16 protein-coding genes and 1 riboswitch are annotated in these 16,635 nt (G+C 67.0%); of the genes, 6 read left to right on the top strand and 10 right to left on the bottom strand.

Features of this window, described 5'->3' with window-relative positions; all coding sequences use genetic code 11:
• The first annotated feature begins 297 nt into the window (after nucleotides 1-297).
• Nucleotides 298-1,356, top strand: a complete 1,059-nt coding sequence (locus GN330_RS05400; RefSeq protein ID WP_156711595.1) for a transporter substrate-binding domain-containing protein — start codon at nucleotides 298-300, stop codon at nucleotides 1,354-1,356.
• Between the two features lie 51 nt (nucleotides 1,357-1,407).
• On the opposite strand, the gene GN330_RS05395 is transcribed toward GN330_RS05400, so the two are convergent.
• The 8 genes from GN330_RS05395 to phnG all read right to left on the bottom strand — a co-directional run bounded on the left by GN330_RS05395 (nucleotide 1,408) and on the right by phnG (nucleotide 8,054).
• Complete coding sequence (locus GN330_RS05395) at nucleotides 1,408-2,550, bottom strand: GyrI-like domain-containing protein (RefSeq protein ID WP_156711594.1); 1,143 nt, start codon at nucleotides 2,548-2,550, stop codon at nucleotides 1,408-1,410.
• Nucleotides 2,551-2,609: 59 nt separating this feature from the next.
• Nucleotides 2,610-3,224: a DapH/DapD/GlmU-related protein gene (locus GN330_RS05390; RefSeq protein WP_197435043.1), complete on the bottom strand. Its 615-nt coding sequence runs from the start codon at nucleotides 3,222-3,224 to the stop codon at nucleotides 2,610-2,612.
• The gene (gene phnL / locus GN330_RS05385) at nucleotides 3,224-3,928 is read right to left on the bottom strand and encodes a phosphonate C-P lyase system protein PhnL (protein ID WP_156711593.1); all 705 of its coding nucleotides are present in this window, start codon (nucleotides 3,926-3,928) and stop codon (nucleotides 3,224-3,226) included. The genes GN330_RS05390 and phnL overlap by 1 nt, the downstream gene beginning before the upstream one ends.
• Nucleotides 3,929-3,992: 64 nt before the next feature.
• Nucleotides 3,993-4,769 (bottom strand): phosphonate C-P lyase system protein PhnK, encoded by a 777-nt coding sequence (gene phnK, locus GN330_RS05380; protein ID WP_156711962.1) that lies wholly within the window; start codon nucleotides 4,767-4,769, stop codon nucleotides 3,993-3,995.
• A 47-nt stretch (nucleotides 4,770-4,816) separates the two neighbouring features.
• Nucleotides 4,817-5,710: an alpha-D-ribose 1-methylphosphonate 5-phosphate C-P-lyase PhnJ gene (locus tag GN330_RS05375; RefSeq protein WP_156711592.1), complete on the bottom strand. Its 894-nt coding sequence runs from the start codon at nucleotides 5,708-5,710 to the stop codon at nucleotides 4,817-4,819.
• 147 nt (nucleotides 5,711-5,857) lie between these two features.
• Nucleotides 5,858-6,967 (bottom strand): carbon-phosphorus lyase complex subunit, encoded by a 1,110-nt coding sequence (locus GN330_RS05370; RefSeq protein WP_156711591.1) that lies wholly within the window; start codon nucleotides 6,965-6,967, stop codon nucleotides 5,858-5,860.
• A 5-nt stretch (nucleotides 6,968-6,972) separates the two neighbouring features.
• On the bottom strand, nucleotides 6,973-7,584 hold the full coding sequence (phnH, locus tag GN330_RS05365; protein WP_156711590.1) for a phosphonate C-P lyase system protein PhnH: 612 nt from the start codon (nucleotides 7,582-7,584) through the stop codon (nucleotides 6,973-6,975).
• Nucleotides 7,584-8,054 carry a phosphonate C-P lyase system protein PhnG gene (gene phnG, locus GN330_RS05360; protein WP_156711589.1) on the bottom strand — a complete coding sequence of 157 codons (471 nt, stop codon included), beginning with the start codon at nucleotides 8,052-8,054 and terminating at the stop codon, nucleotides 7,584-7,586. The genes phnH and phnG overlap by 1 nt, the downstream gene beginning before the upstream one ends.
• Nucleotides 8,055-8,163: 109 nt before the next feature.
• Here phnG and phnF point away from each other — a divergent pair, with 109 nt between their 5' ends.
• Nucleotides 8,164-8,904 carry a phosphonate metabolism transcriptional regulator PhnF gene (gene phnF / locus GN330_RS05355; protein WP_156711588.1) on the top strand — a complete coding sequence of 247 codons (741 nt, stop codon included), beginning with the start codon at nucleotides 8,164-8,166 and terminating at the stop codon, nucleotides 8,902-8,904.
• Nucleotides 8,905-8,956: 52 nt separating this feature from the next.
• Here phnF and GN330_RS05350 read toward each other — a convergent pair whose 3' ends face one another.
• Nucleotides 8,957-9,181, bottom strand: coding sequence for a DUF3329 domain-containing protein (locus GN330_RS05350; protein WP_156711587.1), 225 nt, complete (start codon nucleotides 9,179-9,181; stop codon nucleotides 8,957-8,959).
• A 131-nt stretch (nucleotides 9,182-9,312) separates the two neighbouring features.
• Nucleotides 9,313-10,203, bottom strand: coding sequence for a DMT family transporter (locus GN330_RS05345; protein WP_197435042.1), 891 nt, complete (start codon nucleotides 10,201-10,203; stop codon nucleotides 9,313-9,315).
• 102 nt (nucleotides 10,204-10,305) lie between these two features.
• Nucleotides 10,306-10,458, bottom strand: a riboswitch (FMN riboswitch).
• 176 nt (nucleotides 10,459-10,634) lie between these two features.
• Here GN330_RS05345 and hrpB point away from each other — a divergent pair.
• From hrpB to GN330_RS05325, 4 genes are all read left to right on the top strand, one after another.
• Entirely contained in the window at nucleotides 10,635-13,100 is a 2,466-nt protein-coding gene (gene hrpB / locus GN330_RS05340; protein ID WP_156711586.1) for an ATP-dependent helicase HrpB, read from the top strand.
• Nucleotides 13,101-13,200: 100 nt separating this feature from the next.
• Nucleotides 13,201-14,523 (top strand): ActS/PrrB/RegB family redox-sensitive histidine kinase, encoded by a 1,323-nt coding sequence (locus tag GN330_RS05335; RefSeq protein ID WP_156711585.1) that lies wholly within the window; start codon nucleotides 13,201-13,203, stop codon nucleotides 14,521-14,523.
• 68 nt (nucleotides 14,524-14,591) lie between these two features.
• Nucleotides 14,592-15,146, top strand: a complete 555-nt coding sequence (locus GN330_RS05330) for an ActR/PrrA/RegA family redox response regulator transcription factor (RefSeq protein WP_156711584.1) — start codon at nucleotides 14,592-14,594, stop codon at nucleotides 15,144-15,146.
• A 307-nt stretch (nucleotides 15,147-15,453) separates the two neighbouring features.
• Nucleotides 15,454-16,539: a PRC-barrel domain-containing protein gene (locus GN330_RS05325; RefSeq protein WP_156711583.1), complete on the top strand. Its 1,086-nt coding sequence runs from the start codon at nucleotides 15,454-15,456 to the stop codon at nucleotides 16,537-16,539.
• Nucleotides 16,540-16,635 lie beyond the last annotated feature (96 nt).

Here is a 16,635-nt window from a genome sequence, read left to right as displayed (position 1 = left end):
TCGCCTTTTGTGGGAATTCCGCTAGCGAAGCCGCGTGAATATGGAATGTCAGGATGATGACAGTTCTGTAACGCCGCACAGGGATGGGCGGCTCCCCGTCATCGCTTGTTGCCATAGCCGGTCCGAGAAAATTTTAGCCGACTAGCTGTCCGATGATGAAAGAGTTGAGATGCCGATTCGGTTCGTTTATAGCACCGCGTCATGGCTCTCCTGTCGACATCACAACCCTGCCGCGGATACGCGGAGAGACGTAAAACCACGATCCTTCGCGTACTTCTCGGGCGTGGGATGCTGGCCATGCTGCTTCTGCTTGGCGCGGTCACGACAGCTTCCGTGCAGGAGGGGACCGCGCCGGCAGACCGGCTCAGCGTCGGGGTCTATGCCAGTCCGCCATTCGTCATCGCCGCAGAGAACGGTTACGAAGGCATGGCGATAGATCTGTGGGAAGAGATCGCCGAACAGCTGGAGCTGGACTTCAGCTACAAACCCTTCCCGTCCATTCGCACTCTCGTCGACGCGATCGCGGACGGGTCCGTCGATGTGGCGGTCACCAACCTCACCATAACGCGCAAGCGCGCGGAGCGCATAGACTTCACCCATCCCTGGTTCGACGCCGGGCTGCGGATCATGGTCGCCGAAAACCGAAGCGCCGGATTCGGCGACGTGGTCGCCGGGCTGCGCGATTCGGGCCATCTGCGCGCCTATGGATGGTTGGCGCTGGTCATCGTCGCGGCCACCATCCTTCTGACGTTTTTCGACCGGCGCTTCGACGCGAACTTTCCACGCCGGTGGCGCGACGGTCTGGCCGAAAGTTTCCATTCGGTCATGTCAGTGGCGACGTCGGGGAAAATGCCGTCACGCAAGAACCTGTTCGGTTGGATCGGCCGCATGTGGCAGGCGCTGTGGCTGGTGTGTGGCATTGCAGTGCTTGCCTATGTCACCTCCTCGGTGACGAGCGTGATGACCACGCTTTCGCTCACCAGCCAGATCAACAGCCTTGAGGATCTTCCCGGCAAGCGCGTCGGAGTTTTCACCGGCAGCGTGGCCGAGGAATTCGTGCGCGAAACCGCGATCGCTCACAGTTCGTTCGACGATTTGGACGCCGCGGCGGAAGCTTTGCGAGACGATCGGGTCGCCGCTATCGTCGGTGACGCGCCGGTGCTTGAATATTTCACGCATAGCCACCCGAAGGAGGCTTTCGATGTGGTGGGGCCAATCTTCGAACCGGACAAATACGGTTTCGGGCTCGCCCATGGCAGCGCGTTGACGCGCCCGGTAACCATCCAGCTTCTCGGCATGCATGAAAACGGTCGGGTCGAGGCGTTGCGCGAACAATATTTCGGCGCGGCGCAATAGTCGGTCCGCAGCGGTTGCGGAAACTCTTCGCAAGCAGGCGGCGGGAACGCGTCAGGCCTGCCGTACCGGCTGGCGCAGGATCGTCTTCAACTTCGACGGTTCGACCTTTCGCGGATCGCCGAGATAGATCTCGTGGTGCGGACCGGAAAATTCGTAGCCGCGCGACGGCATCAGCTCGCCATGAAGCCGGGCCAGCGCCGGCCCTTCGTCATCGTAAGAGCCGATATGCAACGTCTGCAAGCAAAGCCCCTCTTCCAAAGGCGCCAGCCTCAGGCTTTCCGGGCGCGCGCCGAACTTTCGCGACGCCTTGGCGACCGCGCCCTCGAACAGTCCCTTGTCGACGAAGTCCGGCGCCATGATCATCATCGTCCAGCGCCATTCCTCCTTGCGGCGGTCGATGAAGCTTCGCGGATCGTCCGCCCACCACAGCCCTTCGAGCGGCGGCACGACATAATCCTTGCCGAGGCTGGTCTTGGCGGCGAATTTCGCGGCATAGCTGACCGCGTAAAGCCATTCCACGGCGCGTCGATAATCGCCCGAGCTGTTCGGGTCGCCGACGCCGTCGATCATGACGTAGCACAGGCGCGGCACGTCGACCTCCACCCATTCGCCGGCCGGCGGCCGGTACAGCGCCTTCAGCGTTCTCTTGAAATCGATCTTGTCCATCGCCGTCTCCATGCGTGATACCGTTCCACGCAGCCACGCCATTTCCGCCTCGATTTGGCCGATCGCGTAGTCGAACATCGCGTCGACGAAAACAGGACGGGGTTGTTGGCCGTCACGGATCGCGGCAAGCCGCCGCGCCTCCGCCTGCAGTGCCTCGCCGCGAGCGGCCAGCGCGGCGGTCCCTTGCGCCATCCCGATCGCCGGCCAGTTCGCCAGGCCGAGCAGCAGGCGCGGATAGTGCCGCTGCGGTTCGGCGAGCGTTCGTCGGGTCTCGTTCACGAGCACACGCTCGCCGCCGCCTGTGAGACGGAAGGGCCGCTTCGACTTGCCGCCGCCATGTCCGGCAAGCGGCTCGACCAGCCCGGACTTTCGCAGCTTGTCGAGCAGGAAGTAGATCGACGAGAAACCGATTTCTGTCCACTCGCGCAATCCCCGCTCCTCGATCAGCCGCTCGAGCTCGTAGCCGTGGCACGGCGCCTCGCCGAGCAGGCTCAGCACGGCGAATTCGGCGCTGGTCAAATTCTTCATATTCTAGCACTAGAATAATGAAATGAAGCCTGTCAATACGCACGCGGGCAGGCTTCGGATCAGGCTTGGTATTTTTCCAGGAAGGCGGCGGCGTCGAGCGTACGGAAATCGTCGAGCGCGGCGCGCAGGCGCCGGTGGTTCCAGTCCCACCAGGCCAGTTCCTGAAACCGAGCCGCGGTCGCGCGGTCGAAACGCTCGCGGATCGGTTTGGCCGGAACACCGCCGACGATGGTGTAGGGTGCGACATCCTTGGACACCACGGCGCCGGCCCCGATGACGGCGCCGTCGCCGATGCTGACGCCGGGCAGGACGGTCGAGCCGTGGCCGAACCAGGTGTCGTGACCGATGGTGACCTTGTTCTGGCGGCGCCAGTCGAAAAACGCCTCCTCGTGCTCGGCATCCTCCCAGTAGTCGGACGCGCGATAGGTGAAATGGTGCAGCGTCGGCCGCCAGGTCGGATGGTTGGTGGCGTTGATGCGCACGGCGGCCGCTATATTGGCGAACTTGCCGATATCGGCGCACCACACGCCGCAATCCTGCATCACGTAGGAATAATCGCCCAGGACCGAATCGTGGAAGCGGGTGCGCTCGGCGATTTCGGTATAACGGGCGAGCGTCGAGCCACTGACCTCGGCGGTCGGATGAACGGACGGGTTTTCTGAAAGTTTCGGCATCAGGCGGCCTTTGCGGGGGCGAAATCGGTCACGTCGATGATCTGGTCGGCGACGGCCTCGCGCACGTCCTGATCGTGAAAAATGCCGAGCAGGGCGACGCCGGCCGCCTTTTTCTCGGCGATCATGTCGATCACCACGGCGCGGTTGGTGGCGTCGAGCGAGGCGGTCGGCTCGTCGAGCAAGAGGATCGGATGGCGGGTGATGAAACCGCGCGCGATGTTGACGCGCTGCTGCTCGCCGCCGGAGAAGGTCGCCGGCGGCAGGTCCCATAATCTCTCCGGCAAATTGAGCCGGCTCAACAGATCGCGGCTGCGCGCCAGAGCCTCCGCCCTGTCGCGGCCGCGCGCCAGAAGCGGCTCGGCGACGATGTCGAGCGCCGACACGCGCGGCACCACACGCAGGAACTGGCTGACATAACCGAGCGTGTCGCGGCGGATCGCCAGCACGTCGCGGGGGCTGGCGGCGGCCATGTCGGTCAGCGTGCCGTGATGATCGATGATGATCTGGCCGGAATCGACGGCGTAGTTGCCGTAGAGCATTTTCAGGATCGAGCTCTTGCCGGCACCGGACGGCCCGCCGAGCACGGCGCATTCGCCGGCCTGGAGCGCAAAGCGCGCCTTGTCGACCACCGGCAGACGGATACCGTCGCGCAGATGCATGGTGAAACTTTTGCAGAGCTCGGAAACGACAAGCGGCGTTGCCATTCGGTTTTCTCCCTTTCGCACGGTCGTGCCCGGATCTTGGCCCGCTCGGTTCGCGTTCATGTCCTCACACCTGCAGGATCGAGGAGACGAGAAGCTGGGTGTAGGGCGCCTGCGGGTCGTCGAGCACCCGGTCGGTCAGGCCGTGCTCGACGACGTGGCCGTCCTTCATCACCATCATGCGATGCGACAGCAGCCGGGCGACGGCGAGGTCGTGCGTGACCACGATCGCGGCCAGGCCGAGCTCGCTGACCAGGCCGCGCACAAGGTCGAGCAGGCGCGCCTGCACCGACACGTCGAGCCCGCCGGTCGGTTCGTCCATGAAGATCAGCCGCGGATGGGTGACGAGGTTGCGGGCAATCTGCAGGCGCTGGCGCATGCCGCCGGAAAAGGCGCGCGGCTGGTCGTCGACGCGGTCCTCGGCGATCTCGACGCGGCCCAGCCAGTCGACGGCGGTGGCGCGAATATTGCCGTAGTGGCGATCGCCGACCGCCATCAGGCGCTCCCCGACATTGGCGCCGGCCGAGACCGTCATCCTGAGCCCGTCGGCCGGGTTCTGGTGGACGAACCCCCAATCGGTGCGCATCAGGAAACGGCGCTCGGCCTCGCCCATGCGGTAGAGCTCGCGCCAGCTGTCGTCGCGCATGCGGTAGCTGACCGCGCCGGAGGTCGGCAACAGTCGGGTCGACACGCAATTGAGCAGCGTGGTCTTGCCCGAGCCCGATTCGCCGACGACGGCCAGCACCTCGCCCGGCCACAAATCGAACGAGACGTCGTCGCAGCCGACGCGCGCGCCGTAGGATTTTGACAGGCCGGCGACACGCAGTAGCGGCTCGTCGGACATGGTCTGGCCGGTCATGGCGTCACCTTTCGCAGCGGAATACGGGCTGGTCATTCGGCGGCCTCGGTCATCTCGCCGACATGGCCGGCATCGCGCCGCTTTTCGCAAAAATCGGTGTCGGAGCAGACGAACATGTGGCCGCCGCGATCGTCCAGGATCACCTCGTCGAGATAGACGTTTTCGGCCCCGCACAGCGCGCAGGGCTTGTCGAACGCCTGCACCTTGAAGGGATGGTCCTCGAAATCGAGGCTGACCACGTCGCAATAGGGCGGAATGGCGTAGATGCGCTTCTCGCGCCCGGCGCCGAACAATTGCAGGGCCGGCGAGCGGTGCATCTTCGGATTGTCGAATTTCGGCGTCGGCGAGGGGTCCATCACGTAGCGCCCCTCGACCTTGACCGGATAGGCGTAGGTGGTGGCGATATGGCCGTGCCGGGCGATGTCCTCGTAGAGCTTGACATGCATGAGGCCATATTCCTCGAGCGCGTGCATCTTGCGGGTCTCGGTCTCGCGCGGCTCGAGAAAGCGCAACGGCTCGGGGATCGGCACCTGATAGACCAGCACCTGGCCCTCCGTCAGCGGATGCTCGGGAATGCGGTGTCGGGTCTGGATGATGGTCGCGCGCGCCGTTTCGGTCGTCACCGCGACGCGCGCAACCTTCTGGAAGAAGGCGCGGATCGACACCGCATTGGTGGTGTCGTCGGCGCCCTGGTCGATGACCTTCAGGACGTCGTCGGGGCCGATCACCGACGCCGTCACCTGCACGCCGCCCGTGCCCCAGCCGTACGGCATCGGCATCTCGCGGCTGGCGAACGGCACCTGATAGCCCGGAATGGCGATGCCCTTGAGGATCGCGCGCCGGATCATGCGTTTGGTCTGCTCGTCCAGATAGGCGAAATTGTAGGACGGCGCTTCGGCAAGCGACGCTGCAACACTATCGGACATGACGCGTTTCCTTCGAAAGGAGACCGACATGGACTTTCTCATCCTGCCGATCATTCTGGCGCTGGTGCTGACCGCCTATCTGATTTATCGCGGCTACCGGGCGCGCGCGCTGGGCCGCAGGACGCCCGACCAGGACAACTAGCCGGTTCATTCGGCTGCCTTTCCCGCCACCTTGACGGGGGTGGCCGTATGCGCCTCGGCTTCCGCGCGCATGCGTCGGACCAGGTCGAGTTCGGCCTGAAAGTCGACGTAATGCGGCAGCTTCAGGTGCTCGACGAAGCCGGTCGCCTGGACGTTGTCGGCATGCGCGATCACGAATTCCTCGTCCTGGGCCGGCGCGGTGACGTCTTCGCCGAATTCGCCGGCGCGCAACGCCCGGTCGCACAGCGCCATCGCCATCGCCTTGCGCTCAGACTGACCGAAGACCAGGCCGTAGCCGCGGGTGAATTGCGGCGGCGCCTTGGCCGAACCCTGAAACTGGTTGACCATCTGGCATTCGGTGACGCGGATACGCCCGAGCGGCACCGGGAAGGGAAGCTCGGGCACGTCGAGTTCGATATCGAGTTCGCCGATCCTGATCTCGCCGACGAAGGGGTGCGAGCGGGCATAGCCGCGCTGGGTCGAATAGGCGAGCGCCAGCAGGAATCCTTCGTCGCCGCGCGCCAGCGACTGCAGGCGCAGGTCGCGCTCCATCGGAAATTCCGGCGCTTCGCGGGTGATGTCGCCGGGCTCGCGATCGTCAGGCAGCGCCCCGTCGCCCTCGATCAGGCCCTCGCGGGTCAGGATCTCCGAGACGCGCGGCATGGCCCGCGTGTCGGCCTCGCGCGTTGCCGGCGCGGCGACCGGCGCGTCTCCGGCCAGTTGGGGATCGAGCAAGCGGTGGGTGTAGTCGAAGGTCGGGCCCAGTAGCTGGCCGCCGGGCAGGTCCTTGTAGGTGGCCGACACCCGACGCTCGATCAGCATCGCACCGGTATCGGCCGGCCTCGCATAGCCGAACCGCGGCAGGGTGGTGCGGTAGGCGCGCACCAAAAAGATCGCCTCGATCATGTCGCCCCGCGCCTGACGGATGGCGAGCGCAGCGAGTTCCCGGTCGTAAAGCGAGCCTTCGGCCATCACCCGATCGACGGCGAGCGCAAGCTGTTCGACGATCTGGTCGAGGCCGAGGGCCGGCACGTCGCGGTCGCCGCGGCGCCGGTCGGCGAGCAGGCGGTGCGCGTTGTCGATGGCGGCCTCGCCGCCCTTCACGGCAACATACATGGCTTCTAGCCCTCCGTTTCGACGATGCGGGTGGTGCGCGGCAGGCAGGCGATCGCGCCGGGCGCGGTCAGGACGAGGTCGACGCCGCGCGGGAAGCGGGCGTTGTTTTGACGCCATTGCGTCGCCAGATGGCGCGGCAGCGGCGCTGGCGCCAGCCGCGCGCGGGTCTCGATGCCCGGCCCTTCCAGCACCAGCGGCGCGCCCGCCGCAAGCGTGTCGAGCTGCAGGATTATCGTCGCCGAGCGGTCCGGATAGTCCTGCGAACCCTGGGCGAAATTTTCCAGCGCGATCAGCTCGCCGGGGCGTGAGACGAGGGCGAAATGGGCCTCCGCCGGCGTGAACGCGAACGGCGCGCCGGTGTGGAAGCCGATCCAGTCACGGATTTCGGCCGAGCCCTGCAGTTCGGGGTCGAGCCAGACCGGCGTGTCGTGATCGCACAAGGTCAACGCGACGGCGCCGGCCTCGGCCGTCAGCGGCGCGGGCGGGGCGGCCAGCGGCGGCAGGGCGTGGACGGTGCCCGGCCGGGCCATGGCCTCCATCAGGGCGCGGAACACGCCTTGCGCGGCGATCACCGGCTCGGCGAAACCGCCATCGATCGAACGAGTGGAAAATTCCATCAATCCTCTCCGCGCACCATGGTGAAAAAGTCGACCTTGGTGGCCGCCGTCTCGCGCCGGCGCTCGTCGTCGGCGGCCGCGCCGGCCGCACGCAGCGGCGCAACAATCCTGTCTTCGACCCGGTCGCGGCTTTGCGGACGCTGCCACAGCGCGTCGACCGTGGCCGCGATCCGCACCTTGTCGCGATCGCGGCCGAGCGCGTAGGCATGGCCGACCTCGCCGGTCGCCAGCCGCACGGTGGCGCGCGTCACCGTCGCCTCGCCGAGATTGAAGGCCGCACCGCCGCCGCCCATGCGCCCGCGCAGCATCACCAGCCCGGTTTCGGGGCCACGCACCAATTCGGCCAGCTCCTCGAAGCCGGCTTCGGCCCAGAGCCGCCGCAGCGCATCGCCGTCGGCGCGCGCGATCACGGCCATGGCGTCCCGACGCGCCGGTGGGCTTGCCTCGTCCTGCCTGTCTTGCGTTTTCATCCGATCCGACCGTTGCTGTGAATATTCGTCTATTGATATAGACAACCATACAAATTATACCGTGTTCTAGCGTGTGTCCATGACGTTGCCGTGACAGGGCGAAACGACAATGAAAAACCCCGACAGGACGATGGAACGGCGCAGCGGGATTTCGCTATGGCGCCAGATCGCCGATCAGATCCGGCGCGACATCGTCCAGGGCAGGCTGGGCGCGAACGGGCGACTGCCGCCGGAAACCACGCTCGCCGCGCATTTCGGTGTCAACCGCCACACTGTGCGCGGCGCGATCGCCGCGCTGGTCGAGGAAGGCGTTTTACGGGCCGAGCAGGGGCGCGGCACCTTCGTCGAGCAGCGCCGGCGCCTGACCTATCCGATCGGCGCCCGCACCCGGTTTTCCGAAGGATTGCGCGACCAGGCCCGCGACAGGCGCGGCCACCTGCTCGACCATCGCGAGGAGGCCGCCGACCGGCGCACGGCCGAGGCGCTCGCTCTGGCGTCCGACGCGCGGGTGATTCGCATGGACACGGTTTCGGAAGCCGACGGCCGCCCGGTGTCGCGCGCGACAAGCTGGTTCGACGCCGACCGCTTCGCCGGCTTCGCGGAAACCTATCGCGAACTCGGCTCGGTCACGCTGGCGTTCCGGCGCTACGGCGTCGCCGACTATTTCCGCTCCTCGACGCTGGTGTCGGCCCGCCACGCCGACGACGGCGATCTCGACGACCTCAGGCTTTCACCGGGTGCGATCGTTCTGGTCGCGATCGCCGTCAATGTCGACCCGGAGGGCCGGCCGATCCAGTTCGCCGAAACGCGTTTCGCCGCCGACAGGGTAGAATTGTCGGTGACGGCCTGAGGCGGGCAGTCGGTCCTTTCCAACAGCGACCGCCAAGCCGCGCATTGGGCGACTACTCACCTTTCCCGTCCCGCTCGCCCGGAGCGACAGGTCCCTCCGATGGCGGAGTCCAGGCAATCAGCAGGCTCCAGGTCCCGTAGACGGTGGCGGCGGTGGCAAGCAGCGCCCAGGCGGTCTGGCCGTTCAGCCATTCCAGCACCGTCCAGCCGGCACAAACGGCGATGATCGCCAGCCGCCGCCACAAGGGATCGAACACCGAGGCGGACTGGCCGCTCATGCCGCCCGCCCCGGCTCGATGAAAACGTTCCGTGATATTCGAGCCATCGCCTGTCTCCCGTTTCGCGACGAAGATGCACCATCCCGGCCGGGGATCAAGCGCGTCTCACGCGGCATTGAGAAATAGCGGGCTCAGGCCGCGACGGTCCGTTCGCACCGCATCAGATAGAGCGAGGCCGCAACGATCAGCGCCGCGCCCGGCCAGAATCCCGATGTCGGCGCGGCGCCGAACACCAGCCAGCCGGCGACGATGTTGAAGGGCAGCTTCAGATCGTCGAAAGGCTGCAGATAGGCGGCGTCGGCGCTGGCATAGGCCCAGGTCAGAAGATATTGCGCGAGCCCGGTCAGGGCGCCGGCGACGAGCAGTGCGCCCCAGGCGGCCTGCGGCGGGATCTCGAAACCCGAGCCGAGCCAGATCGCGGCGTTGATCGGGGTCAGCAGCAAAAGCAGATAGACGGTGATGCCGGCCGTGGGCTCCAGCCGGGTCAGATATTTGGTGATCAGCGACGTGCCGGCCCAGCACGCCGCCGCCAGCACCGGCAGGAAAGCGTGATGGGTAAAACTTTCCGACCAGGGCGCGATGATGATCATGGCGCCGGCGAAGCCGGCCGCCGTGGCGGCGATGCGGGCGAAATCGACCCGCTCGCGCAGGATCAGGCCCGCCCCCGCCACGACGAAGAACGGCGAGGTCATGGCAAGCGCGATCGCCTGCCAGATCGGCACGACGGACAGACTATGGATCCATAGCTGCACGCCGGCCGCGGCCAAAAGCACCCGCGCCAGATGCAGAAAAATATGGCGTGTATGCAGGATATGCACGCCGCCGCGCCAGACCAGCGGCGCGGCGAGCGCCAGCGCGATGGCATATTGCCAGAACGCGATCGCCGGCGCGGTGGCGCCGGCGGTGACGCTCGCCCATTGCACGGCGACATTGAGGCCGGCAAAGGCGAGGCCGGTCGCCACCATGATCGCGGCACCGCGCAGCGCGGCCGGGGTGGTTTCGATCGAGGCAGTCTGGCTCATTCGGTCCGATCCTTTCGCATTGACCCAGAAACCTCAGGGATGCGGGATCGGACACCGCGCGCGGCCTTGGGCGACGAGCCAAAGGACGCGTTCGGTTATCTGACCCGTTCTCTTCCATCCGGACTGTGACCGTCGGCTTCGGATTCGCACCGAATCTGCTGACCCGGACCGGCCTGTGACCGCTCCGGCGCTCGCGGGCTTGGGGGAGACCCCCTTACCGCCGGTGGGGACTTCCACCCCGCCCTGAGAACGTCGGCGACGTTTTCACGCCGCCAGGTGAAAGCTAGGCTCCCGCGAGGTGGGGATCAAGACCGCATCCGAGGCAATTCACCGACGCCCTTGCCGGCGCCGGCTCCTTTGCGCATTGCCAGCGCAATGCCGGCGCTGATATGCCGACCCGGCCCGGTCCAAACGTATCGGTTGAACCCGCCATGACCCTGCCCGACCTTCCCGTCAGCCGAATCCTGCCCGACCTGCGCGCCGCGCTCGCGGGACCGGGAAACGCCGTCCTGGTCGCGCCGCCGGGCGCCGGCAAGACCACGCTGGTGCCGCTCGCGCTTTTGGGCGAGGACTGGCGCAGCGACGGCACGATCCTGATCCTGGAACCGCGCCGGCTGGCCGCGCGCGCCGCCGCGCGGCGCATGGCCGCCCTCCTCGGCGAAGAGGTCGGCGCCACGGTCGGCTACGCCATGCGCATGGACAGAAAAATCTCGGCGGCAACGCGCATTCTCGTCGTCACCGAAGGCGTGCTGGCGCGCATGATCCTCGATGATCCGGAGCTTGCCGGTATTGCGTGTGTCGTTTTCGACGAGTTCCACGAGCGCTCGCTCGACGGCGATTTCGGCCTGGCGCTGGCGCTCGACGTCAGGCAGGGGTTGCGGCCGGATCTGCGGCTGGTGGTGATGTCGGCAACCCTCGACGGCGCGCGCGTCGCCCGGCTGCTTGGCGACGCGCCGGCGATCGAAAGCCATGGCCGAAGCTTTCCGGTCGACATCCGTTACCGCGAGCGCCCCGGCGGCGAAACGCTCGAGGACGCCGTGGCGGCCGCCGTGCGCGCGGCGCTTTCCGAGGAGGACGGCAGCATCCTCGTCTTCCTGCCGGGCCAGCGCGAAATCGAGCGCACCGCCGAACGGCTCGCCGGCCGGCTGCCGGCAAATGCGGATCTGATCGCGCTTTTCGGCGCCATGGACGGCAAGGCCCAGGATGCGGCGATCCGCCCGGCGCCCGAAGGCCGCCGCAAGATCGTGCTGGCCACCGCGATCGCCGAGACCTCGATCACCATCGACGGCGTTCGGGTGGTGATCGATTCAGGCTATCAGCGTCTGCCGAAATTCGAGCCGGCCACCGGGCTGACCCGGCTCGAAACCGTACGGGTGTCTCGTGCGTCGGCCGAACAGCGCGCAGGACGCGCAGGACGCACGGCGCCGGGCGTCGCGGTCCGGTTGTGGCGCGCCGAACAGACCGCGTCGCTACCCGCCTTCACGCCGCCGGAAATCGCGGCGGCGGACCTCGCAGGCCTGGTGCTCGACTGCGCCGCCTTCGGGGTCGTCGACCCGACAAGCCTCGCCTTTCTCGATCCGCCGCCCGCCGCCGCGCTCGCCGCGGCGCGCGCGCTACTGCGCGACCTCGACGCCATCGACGAAACCGGACGCCTGACCGCCGACGGCGTGGCGATGCGCCGTCTCGCTCTGCCGGCGCGCCTCGCCCATATGGTCGCCAGGGCCGCGCGGGACGGAGCGGCCGTCCAGGCCGCGGAACTGGCCGTGCTTTTGACCGAACGCGGCCTTGGCGGCCAGCAGATCGACCTCGACGCCCGGCTCGCGCGGTTTCGCCGCGATCGCGGTCCTCGGGCCGGCAATGCGCGGGCGCTGGCCAAGCGGCTCGCCACAGCGGCAGGCGCCGGTATCCGCACGGGCGCGAACGCAGGAGCAACCGGCGCGGGCAGGCTGCTGTTGCATGCCTGGCCCGACCGGGTGGCGATGGCGCGCGGCGGACCGGGCCGCTACGTCCTCGCCAATGGCCGAGGTGGCGAGATCGACCCGGCCGATCCGCTGGCCGGACACGATTTTCTGGTCGTCGCCGACCTGCAGGGCAAGGCGCGCAACGCCCGCATCGTCGCCGCCGCGGCGGTCGAGGAGGACGATCTGCGCGCCGTGCTTGCCGGCCGCATCGAGACCGGGACGGAAACCGGATTCGACAGCGACAGCGGCACCGTGCGGGCGCGCGAAAAAAGCCGCCTCGGCGCGATCACGCTTGCCGAGCGCCCGCTGCCGCCGCCGACCGGGGCCGACGCCGACCGTGCCATCCTCGCCGCCGTCAGCGCACGCGGCATCGCCATCCTGCGCTGGGGCAAGAAGTCGACCGGCCTCAGGCGCAGGCTCGCCTGGTTGCGACGCGGACTCGGCGATCCATGGCCGGAAATGAGCGATACGGCGCTGCGCGAGACGGCTGGCGACTGGCTGGCGCCGTTTCTGACCGGCAGCGCGGCCATCGCCGACATAGCGGACCACACGCTGGCGGAGGCCCTTTTGGCGCGGGTCGATCACAACGACCAGAGGCGGGTCGAAGCGCTGGCGCCGACCCATTTCGAAGTGCCGTCGGGCAATCATATCCCGATCGACTATCGCGACGACGCGCCGGTGCTTGCCGTGCGCGTGCAGGAATTGTTCGGCCTCGACCGCCACCCCGCCATCGCGGCTGGAACCGTACCGCTGACGCTCGAATTGCTGTCGCCGGCGCACCGCCCGATCCAGACCACGCGCGACCTGCCCGGCTTCTGGCGCGGGTCGTGGGCCGAGGTACGCGCGGCCATGCGCGGGCGCTATCCCAAACATCCCTGGCCGGAGGAGCCGCTGCGGGCCGAGCCGACCGCGCGCGCCAAGTCGCGCGGGCGCTAACCAGGCGCCCGGCCGCGCATCGCATCGGCCAGGCAAAGACGGAGCGGCCCGACCCCAGATTCCCTTTGGCGCGAGCGGCCGCGCGGCCTATAGGAGGGCGATGCTGCAGGATCTTCGCACGCCCGACCATCAGCAAAGCCGGCAATTGCGGCTCAACACGCTCATCCGCCTGCGCTGGCTCGCCATCATCGGCCAGAGCGCGGCCGTGCTGGTCGTGGCCTACTGGTTCACGTTTCCGCTGCCGGTCGGACTTTGCTTCGCGCTGATCGCCTGTTCGGCCTGGGTGAATCTGTTTCTGGCCTTCCGTTACCCCGCTACCCACAGGCTGAAGCCGGGGGCCGCCTTCTGCGTCCTGTTCCTCGATGTCCTGCAACTCGCCGGACTGCTCTACCTGACCGGTGGACTGACCAACCCGTTTGCGATCCTGATGTCTGTTCCGGTGATCGTCTCGGCGACCTCGCTGCCGTTGGTGCTGACCGCCGTGCTCGGCCTGGTGGTCGCGGTCACCGCCTCGCTGCTGGTGAGTTTCCATCTGCCGTTGCCCTGGTATGGCGGCAGCAATCTGGCGATGCCGTTCCTCTATGTCATCGGCATGTGGATGGCGATCCTGTCGACCACCGCCTTTACCGCGATCTATGCCTGGCGGGTGGCCGAGGAGGCACGCCAGCTCGCCACCGCGTTGGCCGCCACCGAGCTGGTTTTGCAACGCGAGCAACATCTGTCGGCCCTCGACGGACTGGCGGCGGCGGCGGCCCACGAACTCGGCACACCGCTTGCCACCATCGCCCTGGTGGCGCGCGAGATGGAACGGGCCCTGGAGAGCGATCCGCGCTTTCGCGAGGACGTCACCCTGCTCAGGTCGCAGAGCGAGCGCTGCAAGGAGATCCTGCAGCGGCTGACCAGCCTGTCCTCGCAGGGCGAGGAACATATGGCGCGGATGACGCTGACGGCGATGATTGAGGACGTGATCGCGCCGCACCGGGATTTCGGCATCGACATCCGCCTCGAACCGGGCGCGGTCGAAGGCCGCGAGCCGGCGGGGCGGCGTAATCCCGGCGTCATTTACGGGCTCGGCAATCTGGTCGAAAATGCCGTCGATTTTGCGCGCGAAAGCGTGACCGTGCGCTGGAGCTGGGACACGGCCCATGTCTCGATCGAGGTCACCGACGACGGGTCTGGCTTTCCGCCGGAGGTGATCGACCGTATCGGCGAACCCTACATGACCACGCGCTCGGGCCGGCAGGACGAGGGCGGCGGCGGGCTCGGGCTCGGGCTGTTCATCGCCAAAACCCTGCTTGAGCGCTCCGGCGCGGCGGTTGCCTTCGGCAATGCAAGCGGTCCCGGACAGGGCGCCATCGCCCGGGTGAGCTGGCCACGCGACCTCTTCCTGCGCGATCCGGTCAGCGAGCATGCGATCGGCTGAACCGGCGAAATTGGACTTGGCGAGTTTTTTGAATAAATAGGGGCCAGACAGCGTTCGGAACCGAATTCATGACCACCGAAAATCAAGACCCGCTCGGCGAGGACCGCTCGCTGCTCATCGTCGACGACGACCGCCCCTTCCTGACCCGCCTGGCGCGGGCGATGGAGCTACGGGGGTTTTCGGTCGAAACCGCGGAGAGCGTGGAGGAAGCCCTCGCCAAGGCGAGGGCGGCACCGCCCGCCTATGCCGTGGTCGATATGCGGCTCGGCGACGGCAACGGCCTCGACGTCGTGTCGGCAATCCGCGAAAAGCGGGCGGAAGCACGCGCCGTCATTCTCACCGGCTACGGCAACATCGCGACCGCGGTGACGGCGGTCAAACTCGGAGCGATCGACTATCTCGCCAAGCCGGCCGATGCCGACGACGTCTATGCCGCATTGACGAGCACGACGGGTGAAAAAGTCGTGCCGCCGGAAAATCCGATGTCGGCCGACCGGGTCCGCTGGGAACATATCCAACGTGTCTACGAGATGTGTGACCGCAATGTCTCTGAAACCGCGCGCCGGCTGAACATGCACCGCCGGACCCTGCAGCGCATCCTCGCCAAACGCGCGCCGCGCTAGCGCGGCCGTCCGGCTCCCGGAACCGTCCCCGCACAGATCGCCGCGCCGGATCGTGTCCCGGCGGCCGGCGCAAAACGCGTCTCCGGCTCGCGTCCGGGTCACGCCAGGCGTCGGGCCGTTGCGGACTCCGGAGGCGACACGCCACGTTGTCGATCATCGCGGAAAGAATGCGTTTGATTGTCCGCTTGCGGGAACAAGTCTCGACATGTCGCGTTTAGTGCCTGTCGAGCGGCCGCGCCTCAGCCTCTCTGCCACGATCGGAAAAGGCGCGGCCGTGCATACGAATGATGCACAAGGAGGTTTTATCATGATCCGCAAGCTTATGGCGACATCCGCCCTTGCTTTGCTGGTATCCAGCGGCGCAATCGCCCAGACCAGCACCACCGTCCCGGCCGATCCCGCGCAACAGACCCAGCCGACCGCCGAGGTTCCCATGGTCGTCAAGGCCGACGGCCAGCTCGCCAGCAACATTATCGGCCAGTCGGTCTATAATGGCGCCGGCGACGATGCCGAGAATATCGGTGACGTGAACGACATTGTCATCGACGCCGACGGCAACATCCAGGCCGTGGTGATCGGCGTCGGCGGCTTTCTCGGCCTCGGCGAGAAGCATGTCGCGATCGAATACGATCTGGTGAAATGGGCCGAACGCAACGGCGATCGCTGGTTGGTCGTTGAAACGACCGCCGATGCGCTGAAGGCACAGCCCGAATTCGACCGGATGGCCTATCAGCCGGTTCCGGCCGATACCGAGGTGACGGAAACCAAGCCGGCCACCGCCGACGATCTGGCCAAGGCCGACACCGCCGAGACCACGGAGGAGTTACCTGTCGAGGACAAGGCGGCGGAGGCGCCGGCCAATCAGGACATGGAAGCGGCACCGAAAGACGAGATGACCGCCGAGGCGCCGGCTGACGAAAAGGCCGCGACGGAAACCCAGGACACGGCCAAGACCGAGGAGCGGGTTGCCGACAACGAAAACACGGCAGCATCGCCGCTCGAGGATCCGGCGAAGGCGACCGACAAGACCGAGACCGCAGCGATCGACCGGTCTAGTCTGGAACCGCTCGCCAGCGACCAGATCAGCGCCGAGGAATTGATCGGCACCACCGTCTACGGCGTCGATGACGAGAACATCGGCGAGATCGGTGACGTCGTGCTGTCGCAGGATGGCGACGTCGACGCGATCATCGTCGACGTTGGCGGCTTCCTCGGGATCGGCGAAAAAGAAGTCGCCATCGGCATGGACAATCTCGAATTCATGACCGACGGCAACGGCAACCGCTACCTCTACACCGCCTTCACGCAGGAAGAGCTCGAGGCGCAGCCCGCCTACGAGGAGGCAAGCTACGCCGAGCGCCGCGACGACATGCGCTTGGTCGTGCCGCAGTAATCCGGCTTCAAGCGTATCGAAGGCCCGTGCCGCCATGCGGCGCGGGCCTTTTTCGTCCGCCGGCGCGGCCGGATCCCCGTTTGACGAGGCCGCTGC

This window comes from Nitratireductor arenosus, assembly GCF_009742725.1.
In the GTDB taxonomy this organism is placed as follows: domain Bacteria; phylum Pseudomonadota; class Alphaproteobacteria; order Rhizobiales; family Rhizobiaceae; genus Mangrovimarina; species Mangrovimarina arenosa.
The sequence above is the reverse complement of the archived record's forward strand: the minus strand, read 5'-3'. Positions and strand labels throughout refer to the sequence as shown.

What these genes read in the sequence shown, in the direction of transcription:
- phnG (WP_156711589.1), bottom strand. Translation starts at nt 8,054, where the DNA reads ATGAAAACGCAAGACAGGCAGGACGAGGCAAGCCCACCGGCGCGTCGG.
- GN330_RS05325 (WP_156711583.1), top strand. Translation starts at nt 15,454, where the DNA reads ATGATCCGCAAGCTTATGGCGACATCCGCCCTTGCTTTGCTGGTATCC.
- phnK (WP_156711962.1), bottom strand. Translation starts at nt 4,769, where the DNA reads ATGTCCGACGAGCCGCTACTGCGTGTCGCCGGCCTGTCAAAATCCTAC.
- GN330_RS05375 (WP_156711592.1), bottom strand. Translation starts at nt 5,710, where the DNA reads ATGTCCGATAGTGTTGCAGCGTCGCTTGCCGAAGCGCCGTCCTACAAT.
- phnH (WP_156711590.1), bottom strand. Translation starts at nt 7,584, where the DNA reads ATGGAATTTTCCACTCGTTCGATCGATGGCGGTTTCGCCGAGCCGGTG.
- GN330_RS05350 (WP_156711587.1), bottom strand. Translation starts at nt 9,181, where the DNA reads ATGAGCGGCCAGTCCGCCTCGGTGTTCGATCCCTTGTGGCGGCGGCTG.
- GN330_RS05390 (WP_197435043.1), bottom strand. Translation starts at nt 3,224, where the DNA reads ATGCCGAAACTTTCAGAAAACCCGTCCGTTCATCCGACCGCCGAGGTC.
- GN330_RS05330 (WP_156711584.1), top strand. Translation starts at nt 14,592, where the DNA reads ATGACCACCGAAAATCAAGACCCGCTCGGCGAGGACCGCTCGCTGCTC.
- GN330_RS05370 (WP_156711591.1), bottom strand. Translation starts at nt 6,967, where the DNA reads ATGTATGTTGCCGTGAAGGGCGGCGAGGCCGCCATCGACAACGCGCAC.
- phnF (WP_156711588.1), top strand. Translation starts at nt 8,164, where the DNA reads ATGAAAAACCCCGACAGGACGATGGAACGGCGCAGCGGGATTTCGCTA.
- GN330_RS05400 (WP_156711595.1), top strand. Translation starts at nt 298, where the DNA reads ATGCTGCTTCTGCTTGGCGCGGTCACGACAGCTTCCGTGCAGGAGGGG.
- phnL (WP_156711593.1), bottom strand. Translation starts at nt 3,928, where the DNA reads ATGGCAACGCCGCTTGTCGTTTCCGAGCTCTGCAAAAGTTTCACCATG.
- GN330_RS05345 (WP_197435042.1), bottom strand. Translation starts at nt 10,203, where the DNA reads ATGAGCCAGACTGCCTCGATCGAAACCACCCCGGCCGCGCTGCGCGGT.
- GN330_RS05395 (WP_156711594.1), bottom strand. Translation starts at nt 2,550, where the DNA reads ATGAAGAATTTGACCAGCGCCGAATTCGCCGTGCTGAGCCTGCTCGGC.
- GN330_RS05335 (WP_156711585.1), top strand. Translation starts at nt 13,201, where the DNA reads ATGCTGCAGGATCTTCGCACGCCCGACCATCAGCAAAGCCGGCAATTG.
- hrpB (WP_156711586.1), top strand. Translation starts at nt 10,635, where the DNA reads ATGACCCTGCCCGACCTTCCCGTCAGCCGAATCCTGCCCGACCTGCGC.